Annotated in this window: 21 protein-coding genes and 1 tRNA gene; 19 read left to right on the forward strand and 3 right to left on the reverse strand. The window is 27.8% G+C overall.

The window, feature by feature from the left end:
* Positions 1 to 40 precede the first annotated feature (40 nt).
* From ABXT53_RS02870 to ABXT53_RS02905, 8 genes are all read left to right on the forward strand, one after another.
* On the forward strand, positions 41 to 781 hold the full coding sequence (locus ABXT53_RS02870) for a triose-phosphate isomerase (protein WP_415291150.1): 741 nt from the start codon (positions 41 to 43) through the stop codon (positions 779 to 781).
* A 5-nt stretch (positions 782 to 786) separates the two neighbouring features.
* On the forward strand, positions 787 to 1,089 hold the full coding sequence (secG, locus tag ABXT53_RS02875; RefSeq protein ID WP_271482703.1) for a preprotein translocase subunit SecG: 303 nt from the start codon (positions 787 to 789) through the stop codon (positions 1,087 to 1,089).
* Between the two features lie 40 nt (positions 1,090 to 1,129).
* Positions 1,130 to 2,746, forward strand: a complete 1,617-nt coding sequence (locus ABXT53_RS02880; RefSeq protein WP_415291151.1) for a CTP synthase — start codon at positions 1,130 to 1,132, stop codon at positions 2,744 to 2,746.
* Complete coding sequence (gene kdsA, locus ABXT53_RS02885) at positions 2,743 to 3,567, forward strand: 3-deoxy-8-phosphooctulonate synthase (RefSeq protein ID WP_415291152.1); 825 nt, start codon at positions 2,743 to 2,745, stop codon at positions 3,565 to 3,567. Before ABXT53_RS02880 ends, kdsA begins: the two co-directional genes overlap by 4 nt.
* A complete protein-coding gene (gene eno, locus ABXT53_RS02890; protein ID WP_415291153.1) occupies positions 3,568 to 4,824 on the forward strand; it encodes a phosphopyruvate hydratase in 1,257 nt (418 codons plus the stop codon).
* Positions 4,824 to 5,126 carry an FtsB family cell division protein gene (locus ABXT53_RS02895; protein WP_415291154.1) on the forward strand — a complete coding sequence of 101 codons (303 nt, stop codon included), beginning with the start codon at positions 4,824 to 4,826 and terminating at the stop codon, positions 5,124 to 5,126. The genes eno and ABXT53_RS02895 overlap by 1 nt, the downstream gene beginning before the upstream one ends.
* Complete coding sequence (gene lipA, locus ABXT53_RS02900; protein WP_415291155.1) at positions 5,116 to 6,042, forward strand: lipoyl synthase; 927 nt, start codon at positions 5,116 to 5,118, stop codon at positions 6,040 to 6,042. Before ABXT53_RS02895 ends, lipA begins: the two co-directional genes overlap by 11 nt.
* Before the next feature lie 61 nt (positions 6,043 to 6,103).
* Positions 6,104 to 6,478, forward strand: a complete 375-nt coding sequence (locus ABXT53_RS02905) for a type II toxin-antitoxin system RatA family toxin (protein ID WP_415291156.1) — start codon at positions 6,104 to 6,106, stop codon at positions 6,476 to 6,478.
* A gap of 19 nt (positions 6,479 to 6,497) precedes the next feature.
* Here the strand turns inward: ABXT53_RS02905 and ABXT53_RS02910 are convergent, their stop codons facing one another.
* The 3 genes from ABXT53_RS02910 to ispD are packed head-to-tail and all read right to left on the reverse strand — an operon-like array spanning position 6,498 to position 8,567.
* Complete coding sequence (locus ABXT53_RS02910; RefSeq protein ID WP_415291157.1) at positions 6,498 to 6,989, reverse strand: CinA family protein; 492 nt, start codon at positions 6,987 to 6,989, stop codon at positions 6,498 to 6,500.
* On the reverse strand, positions 6,956 to 7,459 hold the full coding sequence (locus ABXT53_RS02915) for a phosphatidylglycerophosphatase A (RefSeq protein ID WP_415291158.1): 504 nt from the start codon (positions 7,457 to 7,459) through the stop codon (positions 6,956 to 6,958). Before ABXT53_RS02915 ends, ABXT53_RS02910 begins: the two co-directional genes overlap by 34 nt.
* On the reverse strand, positions 7,452 to 8,567 hold the full coding sequence (gene ispD / locus ABXT53_RS02920; protein WP_415291159.1) for a 2-C-methyl-D-erythritol 4-phosphate cytidylyltransferase: 1,116 nt from the start codon (positions 8,565 to 8,567) through the stop codon (positions 7,452 to 7,454). Before ispD ends, ABXT53_RS02915 begins: the two co-directional genes overlap by 8 nt.
* Before the next feature lie 33 nt (positions 8,568 to 8,600).
* On the opposite strand from ispD, the gene ABXT53_RS02925 reads away from it, so the two are divergent.
* The 11 genes from ABXT53_RS02925 to ABXT53_RS02975 all read left to right on the forward strand — a co-directional run bounded on the left by ABXT53_RS02925 (position 8,601) and on the right by ABXT53_RS02975 (position 19,646).
* A complete protein-coding gene (locus ABXT53_RS02925; RefSeq protein ID WP_415291160.1) occupies positions 8,601 to 10,280 on the forward strand; it encodes a histidine kinase dimerization/phospho-acceptor domain-containing protein in 1,680 nt (559 codons plus the stop codon).
* A gap of 23 nt (positions 10,281 to 10,303) precedes the next feature.
* Positions 10,304 to 10,381, forward strand: coding sequence for a hypothetical protein (locus tag ABXT53_RS02930; protein ID WP_415291304.1), 78 nt, complete (start codon positions 10,304 to 10,306; stop codon positions 10,379 to 10,381).
* Positions 10,381 to 11,736: a sigma-54-dependent transcriptional regulator gene (locus ABXT53_RS02935; protein ID WP_415291161.1), complete on the forward strand. Its 1,356-nt coding sequence runs from the start codon at positions 10,381 to 10,383 to the stop codon at positions 11,734 to 11,736. The genes ABXT53_RS02930 and ABXT53_RS02935 overlap by 1 nt, the downstream gene beginning before the upstream one ends.
* Entirely contained in the window at positions 11,737 to 13,128 is a 1,392-nt protein-coding gene (gene trkA / locus ABXT53_RS02940; protein ID WP_415291162.1) for a Trk system potassium transporter TrkA, read from the forward strand.
* Positions 13,129 to 13,132: 4 nt separating this feature from the next.
* Positions 13,133 to 14,542, forward strand: coding sequence for a potassium transporter TrkG (locus tag ABXT53_RS02945; protein WP_415291163.1), 1,410 nt, complete (start codon positions 13,133 to 13,135; stop codon positions 14,540 to 14,542).
* Positions 14,543 to 14,573: 31 nt separating this feature from the next.
* A tRNA-Arg gene (locus tag ABXT53_RS02950) sits at positions 14,574 to 14,650 on the forward strand.
* Between the two features lie 170 nt (positions 14,651 to 14,820).
* Complete coding sequence (locus ABXT53_RS02955) at positions 14,821 to 15,873, forward strand: amino acid ABC transporter substrate-binding protein (RefSeq protein WP_415291164.1); 1,053 nt, start codon at positions 14,821 to 14,823, stop codon at positions 15,871 to 15,873.
* Between the two features lie 65 nt (positions 15,874 to 15,938).
* The gene (locus ABXT53_RS02960; RefSeq protein WP_415291165.1) at positions 15,939 to 17,084 is read left to right on the forward strand and encodes an amino acid ABC transporter permease; all 1,146 of its coding nucleotides are present in this window, start codon (positions 15,939 to 15,941) and stop codon (positions 17,082 to 17,084) included.
* On the forward strand, positions 17,084 to 18,364 hold the full coding sequence (locus ABXT53_RS02965; protein ID WP_415291166.1) for an amino acid ABC transporter permease: 1,281 nt from the start codon (positions 17,084 to 17,086) through the stop codon (positions 18,362 to 18,364). Before ABXT53_RS02960 ends, ABXT53_RS02965 begins: the two co-directional genes overlap by 1 nt.
* Positions 18,365 to 18,367: 3 nt before the next feature.
* Positions 18,368 to 19,102 carry an amino acid ABC transporter ATP-binding protein gene (locus ABXT53_RS02970; RefSeq protein ID WP_415291167.1) on the forward strand — a complete coding sequence of 245 codons (735 nt, stop codon included), beginning with the start codon at positions 18,368 to 18,370 and terminating at the stop codon, positions 19,100 to 19,102.
* A 172-nt stretch (positions 19,103 to 19,274) separates the two neighbouring features.
* The gene (locus ABXT53_RS02975; RefSeq protein WP_415291168.1) at positions 19,275 to 19,646 is read left to right on the forward strand and encodes a helix-turn-helix domain-containing protein; all 372 of its coding nucleotides are present in this window, start codon (positions 19,275 to 19,277) and stop codon (positions 19,644 to 19,646) included.
* Positions 19,647 to 19,733 lie beyond the last annotated feature (87 nt).

Consider the following 19,733-nt stretch of genomic DNA (forward strand, 5'->3'; position numbering starts at 1 on the left):
TGATCTTTAAAATACCAACCTATAGATTAAATTTTTCATTATGACAAATAAATATATGTATTTTGTAGCTAATTGGAAAATGTATGGGAATTTATCTTCCTTAAATACATTAGATAAAGTTATTAAATTTTCAAAATCTAAAGAAATAAAAGGAGGTAGATTAATTTACTGCCCTCCAAATACTTTAATAAGTTCTTTTTCAAAAAAATTTAATAATTGTCAAATTGGTATTGGTGGACAAAATTGTCATGAAAGCAAAGACTTTGGTGCCCACACTGGCCATGTTAATTCCCGTATGCTAAAAAATATTGGTGCGCATTTTGTAATTATCGGTCATTCAGAAAATAGAGAACAGGGTGAAAGTGACAAACTAATTAATCTAAAAATAAAAAGTGCTCTCGAAGCTAAATTAAAAGTTATTTTTTGTATTGGTGAAACTTTAAGTGAAAAAAGAAAAAAAAAGACGCGCTCAATTTTATCTAAACAAATTAAAATTGGTTTAAAGAATATTAAAAATAAATCAAATATCTTTTTAGCTTATGAACCTGCTTGGGCTATAGGCAGCGGTCTTATACCGAAACCTCAAGATCTTTTTGAAACAGTAGAATTTATTAAAAGTAAATTTAAAGATAAATCACCAAAAGTTTTATATGGGGGTTCTGTAAATCCCCAAAATATAACAATCCTAAGAGAAATTAATAATATTGATGGTTTTTTAATTGGTGGAGCATCTCAAAATGCTAAAAAATTTATTGATATAGTCAAAAAAACATATAATTAACCCTCATGGAAAATATTCTATTAGTAGTCAACTTAGTACTAGCAACAATACTTGTGCTCTTGATATTAGTCCAAAAATCTGAAGGTGGAGCACTTGGTATAGGTGTTTCTCAAGATAATTTTATGCTTTCCAGATCTGCTGGTAATTTTATGGGCAAGGCTACAGCAGTAGTTGCAACTTTATTCATAATTTGCAGCTTAGCTTTAACAATAATTTCTAGAGGAGAGTTAACACCTACATCTTCTGTATTGGATATCATTGAGGAAAAGTCCAATGATACTCCTTCAATTCCTGAAAATAATAATTAATTCTTTTAAATTCATAAATTAATCGCTATAAGATAATACCATGGCGCGATTTATTTTTGTAACCGGCGGTGTGGTTTCTTCATTAGGAAAAGGTCTTTCCTCAGCTTCCCTTGCATACTTATTACAATCTAGAGGTTTTAATGTACGTTTAAGAAAATTAGATCCTTACTTAAATGTTGACCCAGGAACGATGAGTCCTTTTCAACATGGTGAAGTTTTTGTAACAGATGATGGTGCAGAAACAGATTTAGATTTAGGCCATTATGAAAGATTTTCTGGAATATCTGCAAAAAAATCTGACAATATCACAACTGGAAAAATTTATAGTGATGTTTTAAAAAAAGAGCGTAAAGGAGGATACCTTGGAAAAACAGTTCAAGTTATTCCACATATAACTGATCGTATCAAAGATTTTATTAAAAGCGATACATCAAAGGAAGACTTTGTAATCTGTGAAATTGGTGGAATAGTAGGTGATATAGAAAGCCTTCCATTCGTTGAGGCTATTAGACAATTTTCTAATGATGTTGGAAAAAAAAATGCTTTATTTATTCACTTAACATTAGTCCCGTACCTTAAAGCATCAGATGAAATAAAAACGAAACCTACTCAACACTCAGTAAAAGAATTAAGAAGTCTTGGCATACAACCAGATATTATTATTTGCAGATCTGAAAGACCCATACCTTTAGAACATAGAAAAAAAATATCTTTATTCTGTAATGTTGGAATTGAAAATGTAATTCAAACTGTTGATGTTAAAACGATTTATGAAGCACCAATTAGCTTTAATAGAGAAAATTTAGATAAACAGGTACTTGACTATTTTAAAATGAAATCAAAAAAAAAAGTTAATTTAAATCCTTGGAAAAAAATTACGAAAATTATTCTACAGACAAAAAAAACAATCAATATTGCAATTATTGGAAAATATGTTGAGCTCAAAGATGCTTATAAATCATTAGACGAGGCTTTAACACACGGTGGTATTGATAATAATTTAAAAATTAATTTAGTAAGAATAGATTCTGAGAACTTAAAAATTTCTGAAATTAAAAAAAAATTAAAAGGAGTTTCTGGAATTTTGATACCAGGTGGATTTGGCAAAAGAGGAACAGAGGGAAAAATTGAAGCAATTAAGTATGCTAGAGAGAAAAAAATTCCTTTCTTTGGAATTTGTTTTGGTATGCAAATGGCTATTATTGAGTTTGCGAGGAATAAGTTAAATATAAAGAAGGCCACATCAAGTGAGTTTGGATTTGTAGGAACACCAATCATTGGTTTAATCTCTGAATGGAATAAAGATGGCAAATTAATTAAAGGTACTGATAGAGATCTTGGTGGCACTATGAGACTTGGTCTTTATGAAGCCAAATTAAAAGAAAATTCTTTGATTAGAAAAATCTATAAATCAAATTCAATTCAAGAGAGACACAGACATAGATATGAAGTTAATATTGATTATAAGGATCAATTTGAAAAAAATGGCCTAATCTTTTCAGGATTATCTCCAGATAAAAAATTACCAGAGATTATTGAGCTAAAAAACCACCCATGGTTTATAGCTGTTCAATTTCATCCAGAATTTAAATCTAGACCTTTAGCACCACATCCTTTATTCTCATCATTTATCAAAGCTGCTAAAAATCATAAATGAAAAATATAAAAGTTAATTGTGGAAATATAGAAATTTCAAATAATAATAAAATTTTTATTATTGCTGGCCCATGCCAACTTGAGACCGAACAGCATGCCATGGATATGGCAGGTAAGATTAAAGAAATTACTTCTAAGTTTAATATGGGTTTTATTTACAAAACATCTTTTGATAAAGCTAATAGAACAAGTTTAAAGGGCCAAAGGGGTATGGGTCTTGAACAATCTTTACCTATTTTTGATAAGATTAAAAAGGAATTAGAAGTTCCAATATTAACTGACATACATAATGCTGAACAATGTGCAGTAGTAGCTCCTCATGTTGATGTATTACAAATTCCTGCATTTTTATGTAGGCAAACAGATTTATTAATTGCTGCAGCCAAAACTGGAAAAATTATAAATGTTAAAAAAGGTCAATTCCTAGCACCTTGGGATATGGTTAATGTTACAAAAAAAATTGCAGACTCTGGTAATAATAATATTTTAGTTACAGAAAGAGGAGCAAGCTTTGGTTATAATACCCTTGTCTCTGATATGAGATCTCTGCCTATAATGGCAAAAAATGGTTATCCGGTTATTTTTGATGCCACACATTCAGTTCAACAACCTGGAGGTCTAGGCGAGACTAGTGGTGGTCAAAGAGAGTTTGTTGAATATTTGGCAAGAGCTGCTGTTGCAGTAGGTGTCTCAGGTGTTTTTATTGAAACACACCAAGACCCAGATAATGCTCCGTCCGATGGACCCAACATGGTTCCACTAGATAAATTAGAAAAATTACTATCTCAATTATTTGAAATAGATAATCTAATTAAAAAATAAATGAGTAAGATTTTAAAGATAAGAGCTCGTCAAGTTTTTGATAGTCGAGGAAACCCAACAATTGAAGCAGAGGTTTATTCAAAAAATTTAAGTGCCTCAGCTATTTGTCCCTCAGGTGCTTCAACTGGAACTTACGAAGCATTTGAAAAAAGAGACAACAATAATAAAAAATATTTAGGTAAAAGTGTTTTAGGTGCAGTCAATTTAGTTAATACAAAAATTTCAAAGAAATTAATAGGTGCAAATATTCATGATCAAACACGTATAGATACAATTTTAATTAATCTTGATGGCACCCGCCAAAAAACAAATTTAGGTGCTAACGCTATTTTAGCAGTGTCTATGGCTGCTAAGAAACTTTCTGCTAAAATTAAGAGAGTTCCTTTATATAAAACCTTTTTAGTAAAAAATAATTACAAATTACCTTACCCATTAATGAATATAATTAATGGTGGAGTGCATGCTAATAACGGATTAAGAATTCAAGAGTTTATGATTAGACCTGATAAAGCTAAAAACTTTTCAGAGGCAATGAGAATATGTTTTGTTATAATTAATAATTTAAGAATGCTGATTATAAAAAAGGGTTTATCAACCTCTGTAGGAGATGAGGGAGGCTTTGCTCCAATGATTAATAGCAATGAAAAAGCCTTAGATTTAATTGTTGCTGCAATTAATAAGTCTGGTTTTAAAAATGGTAAAGACGTTTCTATTTGTTTAGATGTTGCTGCAAATGAATTAATCAAGAAAGACAAATACTCTATTCATTCAAAAAAATTTGTTTCAGTAGATCAATCTATTAAAGAATATAAAAAAATAATAAATAAATACAAAATTAAATCTATCGAAGATCCATTTGGAGAAAGTGATTGGATGGCATGGAATAAATTAATGAAAAATACTAATAATGTGCAAATAGTTGGAGATGATTTGTATGTAACTAATTTAGAAAGACTTAAAAAGGGTTTTTTAAACAACTCATCAAATTCGATATTAATTAAACTTAATCAAATTGGTACGGTATCTGAAACACTTGAGGTTATTAAGTTTGCGCAAATTATTGGATATAAAACAATAATTTCTCATAGATCTGGAGACAGTGAAGATACTTTTATAGCAGACCTTGCTGTAGGTACAAATTCAAATCAAATTAAAACTGGATCGTTGGCAAGATCTGAACGTGTTGCAAAATATAATCAATTATTACGTATAGAAGAAGAGCTTGGAAAAAAAGCATCAATGAGTAAAATTCATTAATGCTAGGAAAATTAAAAAAAAATTATTTTTTATTGATCTCTACTTTTTTAATACTTTATTTTTTCTTTAATCTTCTAGATGGTGAAAGAGGTTTTTTTTCTTATTTCAAAAAAAAAGAAATTTTATTTAATCTAAAAATTGAAGAAGCTAATTTATCTAACAAAATCAAAGAGCTTGAATTTAAAAATTCTCTATTAAGTACTAAATTAGACCTAGATTATGTCGAAACTTTAATCAGAGGAAAATTTATGTTTGGCAAAGAAGGGGAGACCCTCTATATAATTAAAAAGAATGACAATTAAACTAAGACACCCAGAAAAAGTTAATAAACCTTTAAATCCAATTAAGAAAAAACCTGATTGGATAAGGTCTAAATTAACTAACAGTAAAGAATTCTTTTTAACTAAAACTATTGTTAATCAAAATAATTTAGTAACAGTTTGTCAGGAAGCTAATTGTCCAAATATTACTGAATGTTGGAGTAAGCGTCATGCTACATTTATGATTATGGGTGATACCTGTACAAGAGCATGTGCTTTTTGTGATGTAAAAACTGGCAAACCTGGAAAACTAGACTTATTTGAACCCGTTAAGATTGCTGAAGCTGTAAAAAAATTAGATTTAAAACATGTTGTAATTACTTCGGTTGATAGAGATGATCTTGACGATGGAGGATCAAATCATTTTTATGAAGTAATTGATCAAACTAGAAAAAAAAATCCCAATACATCAATTGAAGTTTTAACACCTGATTTTCTTAGAAAAGGAGATGCTTATAAAAAAGTACTAGAAGCTAATCCAGATGTTTTTAATCATAACATTGAGACAGTACCTAGACTTTATTTAAAAGTAAGACCGGGCTCTAGATATTTTTCATCATTAGACCTTTTAAAGAATGCAAAGTTAGTTAATAAAAATGTTTTCACTAAATCAGGTTTAATGGTTGGATTAGGTGAAAATAAAGAAGAGATTATTCAAGTCATGGATGATCTAAAAGCTGCAGAGGTAGATTTTTTAACCATCGGTCAATATTTACAACCTTCTGTAAGACATCACCCTTTAGACCGTTATTACCATCCAGATGAATTTAAAGAGTTAGAAACTATTGCAAAATCAAAAGGATTTTTATTAGTTTCATCGACACCTTTAACTAGATCTTCATACCATGCAGATGAAGATTTTGCTAAACTTCAACTAAATAGAATTAACAATCATTAATGCCTAAGGCATCAGTTAAAAGAAATATTAAAAAAAAAAAGATAAACTTATTGAGTTTGTTTTGGATATAGAAAAATATCCTGAATTTATCCCTTTTTGCTTAGACTCGAAAGTTTATGATAGAAAAGAAGAAAATAATCAAATCTTAATCATAGCAGATTTAACAATTGGAAAGGGTCCCTTTAGCGACACTTATAAAAGTGATGTTAGATTTAATAAAAAAGATGATACGATTAATGTTACTAATTTAGATGGCCCACTAAAGCACTTGCAAAATAATTGGAAATTTGTAGAGAATAACAACATGACTGAGGTTTATTTTGATGTTGATTTTGAAATTAAAAATAAGTTTTTAAATTTGTTAATGGAAAAATCATTTGAATTTGGTTTAAATAAAATTGCTGATGCTTTCCAAAAAAGAGCCGAAACAGTATAAAAAAATTGTAAAAGATTACTCAAATTAAAGAACTAACAATATCCAAAGCTCTTTTAACTGATGCTTTTTGAATTGAGTTTCTTGTTTTTTGTTTAAAAATATTTTTAGTTATTACTATTTTATTAGATCTTTTTACTCCTATATAGACTAGTCCAACTGGTTTTTTTTTAGTTCCACCATTAGGACCCGCAATGCCAGTGACAGATACATTTATTTGAGCTTTAGATATCTTTGCTAAACTTTTAACCATAGCCTCACAACATTCTGCACTAACAGCTCCGTATTTTTTGATAACATTTTTATTTACTTTTAAAATATTGATTTTTGCTTGGTTAGAATAGGTAATAAGACCTATGTTGAATATTTTAGATGCGCCATTAATAGAAGTAATAGATACAGCTAACATCCCCCCTGTGCAAGACTCGGCAAAAGATATTTTAAGTTTTTTTTTGATTAATTTTTTTACAATATTTTTCATCATAAAATATAGCTCTTTAAAGTAATGAAACACACAAGTGTTAGAACCACATAAAAACCAGCACAGATATCATCCATAATTACACCAAAACTATTCTTAAAATTTTTATCAAAAAAGCTTACAGGAAATGGTTTCATGATATCAAAATATCTAAAAAGAATAAAAAATAGAGCATAATAAACGATAGCTTCACCTGCATCTTTGGTTGTTCCATGGGATATCTCATAAAGGTATATAGGAATTGATTGACCTAAAAATTCATCAATTATGATTTCACCAGGATCCTTATTTTTACTATTTTCTATATGACTTGAAATAGCATAAAAAGAGTAAATAAATATTATTATTAACCCAAATAAAATTATATTTGGTGAAATATTTAAAGTGTGGAATAGATAATAAAGAATAATTATAGTTGCTAAAGACCCAAAAGTTCCAGGCATATACTTAATTTTACCAAGACCAAACATTGTAACAAATAATGAGTTGAAAGATTTAATCATTTTTAATAACTGAGGCTATAACTTCACAAGCTATTGCTTTTTCCTTGCCAATCACACCTAACTTTTCAGTTGTTTTACCTTTTATATTAATTTGTGTAGGAGAAATATTACAGATTTTTGCAATGCAATTCGTTATTTGTTTTTTGTAATTTTGAATTTTAGGTTTTTGAGTAATGATATTAATATCGAGGTTATTAATTTGATAACCTTTTTTTATAGTTTGCTTAATAATTTCACTTAATAAAATGGTAGATCTAATATTTTTAAATTTCTTATTCTTATCAGAGAATTTTTCACCAATATCACCCATAGAGCAAGCCCCAAGAATTGCATCAGTTACAGCATGTAAAACAGGATCTCCATCTGAATGACCTAATGTACCAATGGATGAGGGTATTTTAATTCCACCTATGTAAAGCTTCTTATTAGGAACTAACCTATGAACATCAAAACCTAGTCCAAATTTTATTGAGTTATTAAAATTAATATCTGAATTTATTGTAATTTTATTATTGGTAAACTCACCTCTAATAATTTTTATTTCTTTACCAGCTCTTACAAACAGGCTGGCATCATCTGTAACTTCTTCACTTTTATTATTTTGAAGTGCAAAAAGTTTTTTATAGTTAAATGCTTGAGGTGTTTGTATTAAATAAATATCTTTTCTTTTTAAATTTTTAACAATATTTGAAGTTTTTTGTTTAACTGAATCTGTTGTTTGAATTGCAGGAATTACACAATCATTTGTTTTTAATCCATCCATTAATTTCTTTAAAAGTTTTAGAGAAAAATTTGGTCTTGCAGCATCATGAATTATTACATTTTTTAAATTATTTCTTTTAATATTTTTTAAGGCAATATAAGCAGACTGTGCTCTTGTTTTACCACCATTAATAATACTAATATTTTTGATATTAAGTTTTTTGATATAATTTTTATGTTTTTTATTTATTACAAGAACAATTTTATTAAACTTATTAAATACTTTAGCTTTATCAATTGAATGCAATAATAAAGGCTTACCTTTATAATCCGTGTATGGTTTTGGAATATTTGAATTAAATCTTTTACTTTCGCCACCAGCAAGTATTATAAAGCAACTATTCATGATAAAAATATATAATACATTATTTTGTTCACAATGATTGATTTTATTAAAAAAAATATATTTATTATTGTAATATTTTTAATCACTTTATTCATAGGTTTTGTAACTTTTTTAACGTTTATTGATAAAAGTTTTTTAAAATTATCAGATGATAATCTTCAGATATTATTAATTGGAAATATTGTGTTGTTAATACTTCTGTTTTTTATGATATTTTCAGAGGTAAGAAATTCCTTAAAAATAGATGTTGATGTAAGTGGCTCTAAAGCCAATAGAAAATATATAACTTTTTTTGCATTATTTACTTTAATTCCTTCTATTTTAATTTCCTTATTCTCATTATTCCTCCTTTCTTTTGCGCTTGATAAATATTTAGATAAAAAAATAACAACTGCAGTTAACAACTCTTATGAAATTGCTAAAAGCTATACTGAAGAAGTTAGAACAAAAACACAATCAGAGATAATTTTAATAGCATTTGATTTAAACAAAAGTATCAATTTTTTAAACACAAATATTAACCAATTTAAAAGTTTTCTAAATACTCAAAAACTAATTAGAGGTATGGACGAAGTACATATCATTGAAGGTAATGGAAATTTATACTTATCAACCTTAGATGATAGTAACTTGTATATACCTCCTTTGCTTGAAGCTTTAGAAATGGTTCAAAATGATAAAAGACCACTTAAGATTATTAATGCTTTTAAAAATCAAACAGCATCAATTATAAAACTTGAAAATTTTGATGGAAAGTATCTGTATATAGTTAAATATTTAGATAAAAAAATTTCTCAATATTTACTTGAGTCTCAAGAAGCACTTAATTTTTACTACACAGTTTTAAACAAGCAAACTGGAATTAAGATATCATTTGTATTTATTTATCTTGTTATAGTTTCGTTGTTATTATTTTTATCAATATCAATTGCTATAAGATTTTCATCAAGATTCTTTAGATCTATTAATAATTTAATTATTGCATCTTCCAATATTGGAAAAGGTAATTTAGACATTAAAGTACCAGAAATAAAAACTGATAAAGACATGGAAGTTTTAAATCAAAATTTTAATTTAATGATAGATAAATTAAAATCACAACAAGAAAAACTTATAATTAAAGAAAGACATGAAGCTTGGGAAAACTTAGCTAGAAAATTAGCTCATGAAATTAAAAATCCACTCACACCCATTCAGCTGACTATTGATAGGTTAAAAAGTAAATATTCAGAAAAAATAGCAGATCATGAAAAAGATGATTTTTCTAAAAGTTTATTGATAATTGGAAAACAAATTAAACAAATTGAAAACTTAGTTAATGAATTTTCTGATTTTGCCAGAATGCCAAAACCAATTCTTAAAGAGAACAACTTAGTTTCCTTGATAAAAGATAATATTAAATTAATAAATGAATTAGATAAAAAAATTATAATTAATTTTAAGACAAGTAAATCAGATATACTCTTAAAATCTGATAATGAGCAAATAAGTAGAGTTTTCTTCAACTTAATTAAAAACTCTATTGAAAGTATACAGGATAAAAAAATTGATGATGTTAAATTGATTGGAAAAATCAACATTTCTTTGAATGAGAATGTGGAAGTAATTAATTTCATTATTATTGATAATGGTTTAGGATTTGGCTTATTTGCTAAAAATGTAAAAGATATTTTAAATCCGTACTTTACAACAAAAAAAAAGGTACTGGCTTAGGCTTATCCATTGTTAATAAAATAATAAATGATCATAATGGTAGAATAAATTTTATGTCACTTGAAAATGGTGCAAAAATTGAAATTATATTTACAAAATAATGAGTACTGAAATATTAATTATTGATGATAATGCAGATATTAGAAATATAATTAACGATCTAATTATTGAAGCTGGTTACAAAACAAGATTAGCTGCAAACTACAATCAAGCTTTAAACGAGATTGATAAAAAACTTCCAGATGTTGCAATTATAGATGTTAAGTTAGACAAAGGAGACAATGACGGTCTAGAGCTTTTATCACACATTAAAAATAAGGATAAAAATATCCCAGTTATAATAATTACAGGACATGCTAACGTTGAAATGGCTATCAAAGCTTTAAAAGCTGGTGCTTTCGAATTTATCGAAAAACCTTTTAATCAAGAGAGGTTATTAAATTTTGTTAATAGAGCTGTTGAAAATATAAATCTTAAAAATAAGAACAAGGAATTTGAAAATAAACTTTTTTATTCTTATGAGCTAATTGGTGTTAGTGATAATATTAAAAATATAAAAGACCAAATTAATAAAATCTCAGTTTCTGAAAGCCGAATTTTTATCAATCGGCCAACCGGCTCTGGTAAAGAATTGATTGCAAGAAAAATACACAAAGAATCTAAAAGACAAAAGGGCCCCTTTGTTATTCTTAATGGTGCATTGCTTGATATAAAAAAATATGAATTAGAATTATTTGGTGAGGAAAAAAATAATGGTTCCATAACTTATGGTGCTTTAGAGAAATCATCAAAGGGTACACTCTTAATAGATGAAATTTCTGAAATCCCACTTGATACTCAATCTAAAATTTTAAGAGTTCTAATAGATCAAAAATTTAAGAGAATTAATGGTGATCATGATATTAATGTGGATATAAGAATTATATGCTCATCCAGCAAAGATATAAAAAAAGAAATAGAAAATGGTAATTTTAGAGAAGATTTGTATCATCGACTTAATGTCTTCGAAATTAACATCAAGCCTCTAAAAAACAGAGTTTCGGATATACCTTTATTAGTTGAATATTTTTCTGAAAAAATATCAACAAATTATAATTTAAAGAAACTAATTATTGATACGAATAATAATTATCTACTTAATTACGATTGGCCAGGTAACGTTAGAGAATTAAGAAATTTGATAGAGAGAATTGCCATACTCTCACCAGATAGTGCTGATAAAATTTCGAATATCATTAAAGAATCCCTTAAAACACCCGATATTAAGAATACATCATCAGAAAACTCTTTATCTATACCATTAAAAGAAGCTAGAGAAAATTTTGAAAAAGAGTATTTAACTACACAATTGAAAAAATTTAATGGCAATATATCAAAAACTGCTGACTTTATAGGAATGGAAAGATCTGCCTTACATAGAAAACTAAAAGGGTTGAGGATCAAGGAATTGAACTAAATGAATATTATTATATGTGGTGCTGGTAGAGTGGGTTTCACTATTGCAAAAATTCTAAGTGAACAAGGTCACTCCATAACTGTAATTGATCAATCTAGTGTAGATATACAAAAAATTGATGACACACTTGATGTAAGATCAATTGTAGGTAAAGGTACATATCCTTCTATTTTAGAAAAAGCAAATGCAGCAGATGCTGACATGATTATTGCAGTAACACGTAATGATGAAATTAACATGCTGATATGTCAAATAGCATTTTCAATATTCAGTGTTCCAAAAAAAATAGCAAGGATTAGATCGCAAGATTATTTAAATCCTAAATTTACAAAAGTTTATAATAAAGAAAATTTACCAATAGATGTTATTATTTCACCTGAAATAGAGATAGCAAAGTCTCTTCAAAGAAAATTAGAAGCTCCTGGTTCATTAGATAATGTCCCTTTTGCAAATAATAAAATTAGATTGCTTGAGATTTTGATAGATGTAAATTGTCCAATAAAAGATATTAAACTTAATGAACTTACCAAAAAGTTTCCAAAATTAAACTCTAATATAATGGGTGTAATTAGGGATGAAAAATTTGTTTTACTAAAAAAAACTGATGTAATGTTTAAAGGTGATAAAGCTTATGTTGTAATTAATGCCTCACAAATGAATGAAACGTTAGCCGCCTTTGGTCATACAGAAAAAATTTCTAATAAGATTTTAATTATTGGAGGTGGGAATATAGGATTTAACCTAGCAAAAAATTTAGAAGAAAGTTTTGATTCTGCTAGAGTTAAGATAATAGAAAAAGATAAAGAAAGAGCAGAACTTATTGCAAGCCAATTAAATAACACAATTGTTATAAATGGTGATGCCCTTGATGAAGAAGTTTTACTAGAGGCAAATTTAGATGAGGTTCAAACTGTTTTGGCACTTACAAATGATGATGAGGATAATTTAATGGTAAGTGTATTAGTTGAAAAATTTGCTAAAGATAATGATGAATTAAGTGATAAAAGAACTATGGCTTTGATTAATAAGCCTAACTATTCTCTTTTACAAACTTCTTTAAAAATTGATGATTTTATTGATCCTAGAATGAATACTGTATCAAGTATCTTAAAGCATATTCATAAAGGCACTATTGAAAATGCTTATAGTATTTTAAATGGTGAATATGAAATTATTGAAGCAGAAATTATTGAAACCTCAGAGTTAGTAAATAAAGAATTAAAAAATTCAAATTTACCCGATGAAATAAGAATTGGTGCAGTTTTAAGAGGTGATGAAGTTATTATTCCTAGATCAAATTTTGTGTTTAAAAAACAAGATATTGTTGTTCTTTTAGCTAAAAAAGATTTTTTACATGTTGTAGAAAATATGTTTCGTATAAGCTCTATTTAATCTAATGAAATACTTGAAACTCATTTATCTGAGTGTTTTTTTTGGAATAGTTTCAATTTTAGCATTTTTTAATATTGTATATTCTTACTATCTAAATCTTTATCTAAATTTAAATACCTACATATACACTTTTATAAGTGCCATTTTTTTAGCTATATTATTTTATTACGCAAAAAATAATGATGAAAAGAAAATAACAATATATGATAAAATATTAACAATCCTTCTTGGTTATTTTTTATTACCATTGTTAATCTCAATTCCATTTTATTTTAGTATTTATAACTTAACATTTACTAATTCTTACTTTGAAGCAATATCTGGTTTTACATCAACAGGATTTACTATTTTTGATAATATTAAATATGTAGATCCAAGTTTAGTTTTATGGAGGTCTTCATCTCAATGGATTGGAGGTCTTTATTTTTTATTTTCTATAATACTATTAATTGATATTTTTGATCATAGCTTTAAAAAATCTTTAACTAACTTTATATCATTTAATAAATCAGAAACATTCAAACAGGCATTAAAGATATTATTATTCTATTCATTAATAACTCTTTCAATTTTTATAATATTGAGCCTTTTTGATATCAGGTTGTTTAATTCTTTAAATCTAGCTATGACAATAATTTCATCAGGTGGTTTTTTACCATCAAATAATTTATCCAATATTTTGATCAATAATTCCCAAATTATAATTACATCAATTTTATTATTATCTTCTTTTTTTAGTATTTTTTTGATTTACAATTTAATCTTTACAAAAAATCATAACTTGAATTTTTTTAATGAGGATATTCATTTGTTATTTTATTTCTTATTTTTATTGATTTTGTTTTTTGTATTTCTAAATTTTGAAAATAATTTTAGTGAATTATTTTTATCTTTAACAAGCAGCATTTCAAATTCAGGATTTTCTTTAAATAACTCTCCCAGCAATTTATCTTTTATCTTTTTAATTCTAGTTATTATTGGTGGATCTTTTTTTTCTACAAGTTCTGGTATTAGATTTTTAAAGATTTATTCTTTATTTAAATATTCAATTAATGAAATTCTTTCTTACAGTAGGCCTAAGAATATTTACTTAAATAAACACTTGTTTTCAAAAGATTCTTTTAAATTAGATGAAATTTATAAATATTTTCTTTCTGTAATAGTTTTTATAATTTCATTATTAGTTTTAACATTTTTATTAACTTTAAGTGGAATTGAATTTGAAAGCTCTTTTAAACTCTCAATTTTAACAATAATGAATACTGTAAATTCTTCAATGTTTGGTTTAAATGATTTTAGCTTTTATGATCTACATTTTATAACTAAATATTATCTAATTTTCTTTATGATTATAGGCAGACTTGAGCTTCTAACCTTATTAATTATTTGTAAAAAATTTCTTTTTAAAAATTAAATTCCTACTATAAATATAACTATATTTATTTGCGCTCTTAGCTCAGCTGGATAGAGCATCGGTTTTCTAAACCGAGGGTCGGTGGTTCGAGTCCACCAGAGCGCACCAATGTCAACATGTATTAATATATTATTTTATTACACTACATATAGTTAGAATAATTCTAATGTATTTAATTTTTCTTTGAACAGTTTTATATAATGATAAACAATCAACTTAATTCAATTTTATTTTGAATTATTTGTTAACAAATAAATAAACTAAACAGAGGAATATAAATGTTTAAATACTCAAAACAATTATTTGCCGTTTTAGCTGCTGCTTCTATGCTTTTTGTTGTCGCTTGCGACCAACAAGGTGGAAAACAGTCAAAAGGTAAATCAAAAACTCTTAAGAACACTCAAAGTAAAGGTTTCGTAAGATGCGGTGTATCTCAAGGTCTACCTGGATTTTCAAATGCTGATGCAGCTGGAAATTGGACTGGTGTTGATGTTGATGTATGTAGAGCAGTTGCTGCTGCAGTACTGGGTGATGCAAGTAAAGTTAAATACACTCCACTAAGTGCTAAAGAAAGATTTACAGCTCTAACTTCTGGTGAGATTGATATCTTATCAAGAAACACAACTTGGACACTTTCTAGAGATGCTGACATTGGTTTAACATTCGTTGGAGTTAACTTCTATGATGGCCAAGGTTTCATGGTTAGAAAAGATTCAGGAATTAATTCTGTTGAAGATTTTGCTAATGGAATTTCTGCTTGTACTAATATCGGTACTACAACTGAACTTAATATGAGAGACTTCTTTAATTCAAGAGGAATTTCTTATGAGCCAGTTGCTTTTGAAAAAGCAGATGAAGTTGTTGCAGCTTATGATTCAGGCAGATGTGATACTTACACAACTGACAAATCTGGTCTTGCAGCACAAAGAACAAAAATGACTAACCCTGATGACCACATGGTGTTACCAGAGACTATTTCTAAAGAGCCTCTAGGACCAGTAGTACGTCAAGGAGATGCAGTTTGGGAAGACATCGTAAGATGGTCTCTAAACGTAATGATCGAAGCTGAAGAGTACGGTATCACATCATCAAATGCAGATTCTATGAAATCTTCTGACAACCCACAAATCAAAAGACTTGTTGGTTCTGAAGGTGAATTAGGTGCAGCATTTGGTTTAGATAACGATTGGAGCTTAAGAATTATCAAACAAGTTGGTAATTATGGTGAAAGCTATAAGAGAAATATCGCTGATACTGGTATTTTACCTGACAGAGGTCCAAACCAATTATGGACTAAAGGTGGAATATTATACGTACCACCAGCAAGATAATTATTATCTAATAAAACACATAAAGGGCTAGATTTATCTAGCCCTTTTTTTATAATATCCACTTAATGAAATTAAAAAAAATCCTACCTCAACTGTTAACAATATTATTTATAATTTTAATATTTGGTTTCTTTACCATGAATGCTCAAGAGAACATGGATACAAGAGGTATCCAGTTTGGTTTTGGTTTTTTAAGTCAAGAAGCTTCATTTGATATACAGTTTTCTTTAATTGATTATGATGGTTCACACTCTTATGCTAGAGCTTACCTTGTTGGTCTTTTAAATACCCTATTAGTTGCATTCATTGGAATTATTCTAGCTACATTGTTAGGTCTTGTTGTTGGTATTGCAAGATTATCACCAAATTATTTGATTAGAAAAACAGCTTCTTTTTACATAGAATTTTTTAGAAATATTCCATTGCTATTACAGATTTTCTTTTGGTATTTTGCTGCTCTTAGAGCACTGCCAATGCCTCAAGATGCAACATTGTTATTAGGATCATCTTTTATGACTATAAAGGGTTTTTTTACACCAGCTCCGATTTGGACAAATTTCGATGTTTTTTTTATAGCATTAATTGTTGCAATGATTTTAGTTTTCTTTTTTGTAAAATTTGCAAAAAAGAAACAAGAACAAGAAGGTAAACAGTTACCAGTGTTAATTATCTCATTAGCTATTTTTATGGGTCTGCCACTTTTAACATTTTTAGTAGGTGGTGTTGATTTATCCTTTAGTTTTCCAGAATTAAGAAAAATGTCTCAATCTTCTTATACATTTGATGGAGGTATGGGTATACCACCTGAACTAATTGCATTAACTTTAGCATTAACTCTTTATACAGCAACATTTATTGCAGAAAATGTTAGAGCAGGTATTCAAGGTATTGGTAAAGGACAAAAAGAAGCCGCCGCATCAATTGGCTTAACACCAAGCCAAGTTTTGAAATTAGTAATTATGCCTCAAGCATTAAGAATAATTATACCACCAACAACTAATCAGTATTTGAATCTAACTAAAAATTCTTCTTTAGCTGCTGCTATTGCATACCCAGATTTAGTTTTGGTTTTTGCTGGAACTGCTATGATGCAAACAGGAAAAGCAATTGAAATTGTTGGTATAACAATGGCCACATATTTAACTATTAGTATTGCAATTTCATTATTAATGAATTGGTATAACCAAAAAATAGCGATTAAGGAAAAATAATGAGTTCAGATAATTTTAATTTGTTAAAATCCAAATACAAAAAAAACAGAAATTTTTCTCTGACTTTAGGAGCTTTATTTTTTTTCTTAGGTATTTTTGATTTCTGTTTAAATAATTTTTTAGGTACAAATATTACCTCTTTTTTACCTAGGTTTATCAACTTTTTTACTCCTTTAATCTTTGGAGTAATTGGACTTCATTTTATTAGAATTGAATTTTCGGGTATTAAAATCCTAGATAGTCTTAATAAAAATATTAATCCAAGTAATTTCAATGCGGCTTTAAGTTTGTGTATTATTTTTCTTATAATATTTGCACTTCCTCCATTATTAAATTGGTTTATTTTTGATGCTAATATTTCTGGTGATACCAAAGAAGCGTGTACGGGTGGTGGTGCTTGTTGGGTTTATATTAAAGTTTGGTTTAATAGATTTATATATGGAATGTATCCAAATGCCGAACAATGGAGAATTAATCTAACATTTATTGCTGTATTAGCCTTCATGGCAGCTGGATACTATACACCTGCTAAATTTAGAAATTATCTTTCTCTTTACTATACACTTATACTACCAATTATTTCTTTTATCTTAATCTACTATTTAATTTCAGGAGGTTCTTTTGGACTTGAATGGGTTGAAACAGGTGCTTGGGGTGGTTTATCTTTAACTTTTATTGTTGCATTCTTCTCTTTAATTTTTTGCTTTCCAATAGGCATGATGTTAGCCCTTGGAAGAAGATCAGATTTGCCTATTGTTAAATATTCATCTCTTTCGTTTATAGAATTTTGGAGAGGAGTTCCTTTAATTACAGTTTTATTTATGTCAGCAGTTATGTTTCCAATGTTTTTACCAGATGGAACTTATGTAGATAAGCTAATTAGAGTAGTTGTAGCTATTACTTTATTTGAAGCAGCTTATACAGCGGAAGTTATAAGGGGAGGGTTACAAGCGCTACCTAGAGGTCAATATGATGCGGCCAAGTCACTTGGTATGGGTTATTGGAAACTTCATATCTTTGTTATTCTTCCACAGGCATTAAAACTAGTAATACCAGGAATTGCTAATACATTCTTAGCACTTGTAAAAGACACACCATTAATTTTTGTGGTAGGTCTTTTAGAGGTAGTTGGTATGTTAAATTTAGCTAAAACAAATCCAAAATGGCTAGGATTTTCAATGGAGGGATATGTATTTGCTGGAATAATATTCTGGATTATTTGTTATAGTATGAGTAAATATAGTCAAAAATTAGAATTAAAGTATAAAACAGATAGATAAATTATGTCAGATTCAATTATTCAAATTCAAAATGTAAACAAGTGGTTTGGAGACTTTCAAGTATTAAAAGAAATTAATCTTGAAGTTAAACCTAAAGAAAAAATTGTTGTTTGTGGACCATCTGGATCTGGTAAATCTACGCTAATTAGATGTATTAATAGATTAGAAGAACATCAAAAGGGATCAATCATTGTTGATGGTACTGAAATTTCAGAAGATACAAAAAATATAGAACAAGTTAGAGCTGAAGTTGGCATGGTTTTTCAACAATTTAATTTATTCCCGCATTTATCTATTTTAGATAATTGTACGTTAGCTCCTATCTGGGTTAAAAAAATGTCTAAAAAAGATGCGGAAAAATTAGCATTAGAACACCTTGAAAGAGTACAAATTTTAGATCAAGCTCAAAAATTCCCAGGTCAATTATCGGGTGGACAGCAACAAAGAGTAGCTATTGCAAGAGCACTTTGTATGGAACCTAAAATTATGTTATTTGATGAGCCTACATCAGCATTAGATCCTGAAATGATTAAAGAGGTGCTAGATGTTATGGTTAATTTAGCAAAACAAGGTATGACAATGATCGTTGTAACTCATGAGATGGGCTTTGCTAAAGAGGTAGCTGACCAAATGATTTTTATGGACGAGGGTATGATTGTGGAAAAAGCTACAACTAAAGACTTTTTTGCTAACCCCAAAAATGATCGTACTAAACTTTTCTTAAGCCAAATTTTATAAGCCTTTATTAGCTATACGGCACAACAATTTTTTTCCTTAAACTAAATTATAATATCTTGACACAATTTTTTTTTTGTACCTAATTTTTTAAAATAAAAAAATATTTCTGTTGCGATAACATCTAAAAATTAGTTCAATAGGACTTTTTAAACTAACTTTAAGAGGGGTCTTAATGGAAGATAATTTTAATAAACATCTAGGTAATAAATTAAAGCTAAGAAGATTAGCTTTAGGTCTCACACAAACAAAAGTAGCAAAAGCAATTAATGTAACTTTTCAACAAATTCAAAAATATGAAAAAGGAACTAATGGAGTTAGCTCAATAAGACTTCTTCAATTAGCAAATTATTTAAAAGTTCCAGTAAATTATTTTTTTGAAGATTTTTCAGAATATTTAATAAATCTAGAAAGATCTCAAGAAGGTCATATGAATATAAATTATAATTTTTTAGTTAAATTATATTCTGAGCTTAATAATGATCAAAAACTAAAGTTTAGTAAATCTTTACAAGTTTCAAACATTGGTATTTCAAAAGTTGGCTGATACAAATCTTAGGTTAAGACCCTAGTATAGTTTAAATATTACCCAATAATAAATCTGATAATTAAAAATTTTTTTTTAATAACATTT

The organism is Candidatus Pelagibacter sp. Uisw_136, from assembly GCF_047720275.1.
GTDB lineage: Bacteria > Pseudomonadota > Alphaproteobacteria > Pelagibacterales > Pelagibacteraceae > Pelagibacter.

Excerpts from the sequence above, each read along its gene's own strand:
- ABXT53_RS02880 (WP_415291151.1), top strand. The coding sequence starts at position 1,130 with ATGGCGCGATTTATTTTTGTAACCGGCGGTGTGGTTTCTTCATTAGGA.
- ABXT53_RS02945 (WP_415291163.1), top strand. The coding sequence starts at position 13,133 with ATGAAATACTTGAAACTCATTTATCTGAGTGTTTTTTTTGGAATAGTT.
- ABXT53_RS02960 (WP_415291165.1), top strand. The coding sequence starts at position 15,939 with ATGAAATTAAAAAAAATCCTACCTCAACTGTTAACAATATTATTTATA.
- lipA (WP_415291155.1), top strand. The coding sequence starts at position 5,116 with ATGACAATTAAACTAAGACACCCAGAAAAAGTTAATAAACCTTTAAAT.
- ispD (WP_415291159.1), bottom strand. The coding sequence starts at position 8,567 with ATGAATAGTTGCTTTATAATACTTGCTGGTGGCGAAAGTAAAAGATTT.
- ABXT53_RS02925 (WP_415291160.1), top strand. The coding sequence starts at position 8,601 with ATGATTGATTTTATTAAAAAAAATATATTTATTATTGTAATATTTTTA.
- ABXT53_RS02970 (WP_415291167.1), top strand. The coding sequence starts at position 18,368 with ATGTCAGATTCAATTATTCAAATTCAAAATGTAAACAAGTGGTTTGGA.
- ABXT53_RS02870 (WP_415291150.1), top strand. The coding sequence starts at position 41 with ATGACAAATAAATATATGTATTTTGTAGCTAATTGGAAAATGTATGGG.
- eno (WP_415291153.1), top strand. The coding sequence starts at position 3,568 with ATGAGTAAGATTTTAAAGATAAGAGCTCGTCAAGTTTTTGATAGTCGA.
- ABXT53_RS02895 (WP_415291154.1), top strand. The coding sequence starts at position 4,824 with ATGCTAGGAAAATTAAAAAAAAATTATTTTTTATTGATCTCTACTTTT.
- ABXT53_RS02975 (WP_415291168.1), top strand. The coding sequence starts at position 19,275 with ATGGAAGATAATTTTAATAAACATCTAGGTAATAAATTAAAGCTAAGA.
- secG (WP_271482703.1), top strand. The coding sequence starts at position 787 with ATGGAAAATATTCTATTAGTAGTCAACTTAGTACTAGCAACAATACTT.
- trkA (WP_415291162.1), top strand. The coding sequence starts at position 11,737 with ATGAATATTATTATATGTGGTGCTGGTAGAGTGGGTTTCACTATTGCA.
- ABXT53_RS02935 (WP_415291161.1), top strand. The coding sequence starts at position 10,381 with ATGAGTACTGAAATATTAATTATTGATGATAATGCAGATATTAGAAAT.
- ABXT53_RS02915 (WP_415291158.1), bottom strand. The coding sequence starts at position 7,459 with ATGATTAAATCTTTCAACTCATTATTTGTTACAATGTTTGGTCTTGGT.
- kdsA (WP_415291152.1), top strand. The coding sequence starts at position 2,743 with ATGAAAAATATAAAAGTTAATTGTGGAAATATAGAAATTTCAAATAAT.
- ABXT53_RS02955 (WP_415291164.1), top strand. The coding sequence starts at position 14,821 with ATGTTTAAATACTCAAAACAATTATTTGCCGTTTTAGCTGCTGCTTCT.
- ABXT53_RS02965 (WP_415291166.1), top strand. The coding sequence starts at position 17,084 with ATGAGTTCAGATAATTTTAATTTGTTAAAATCCAAATACAAAAAAAAC.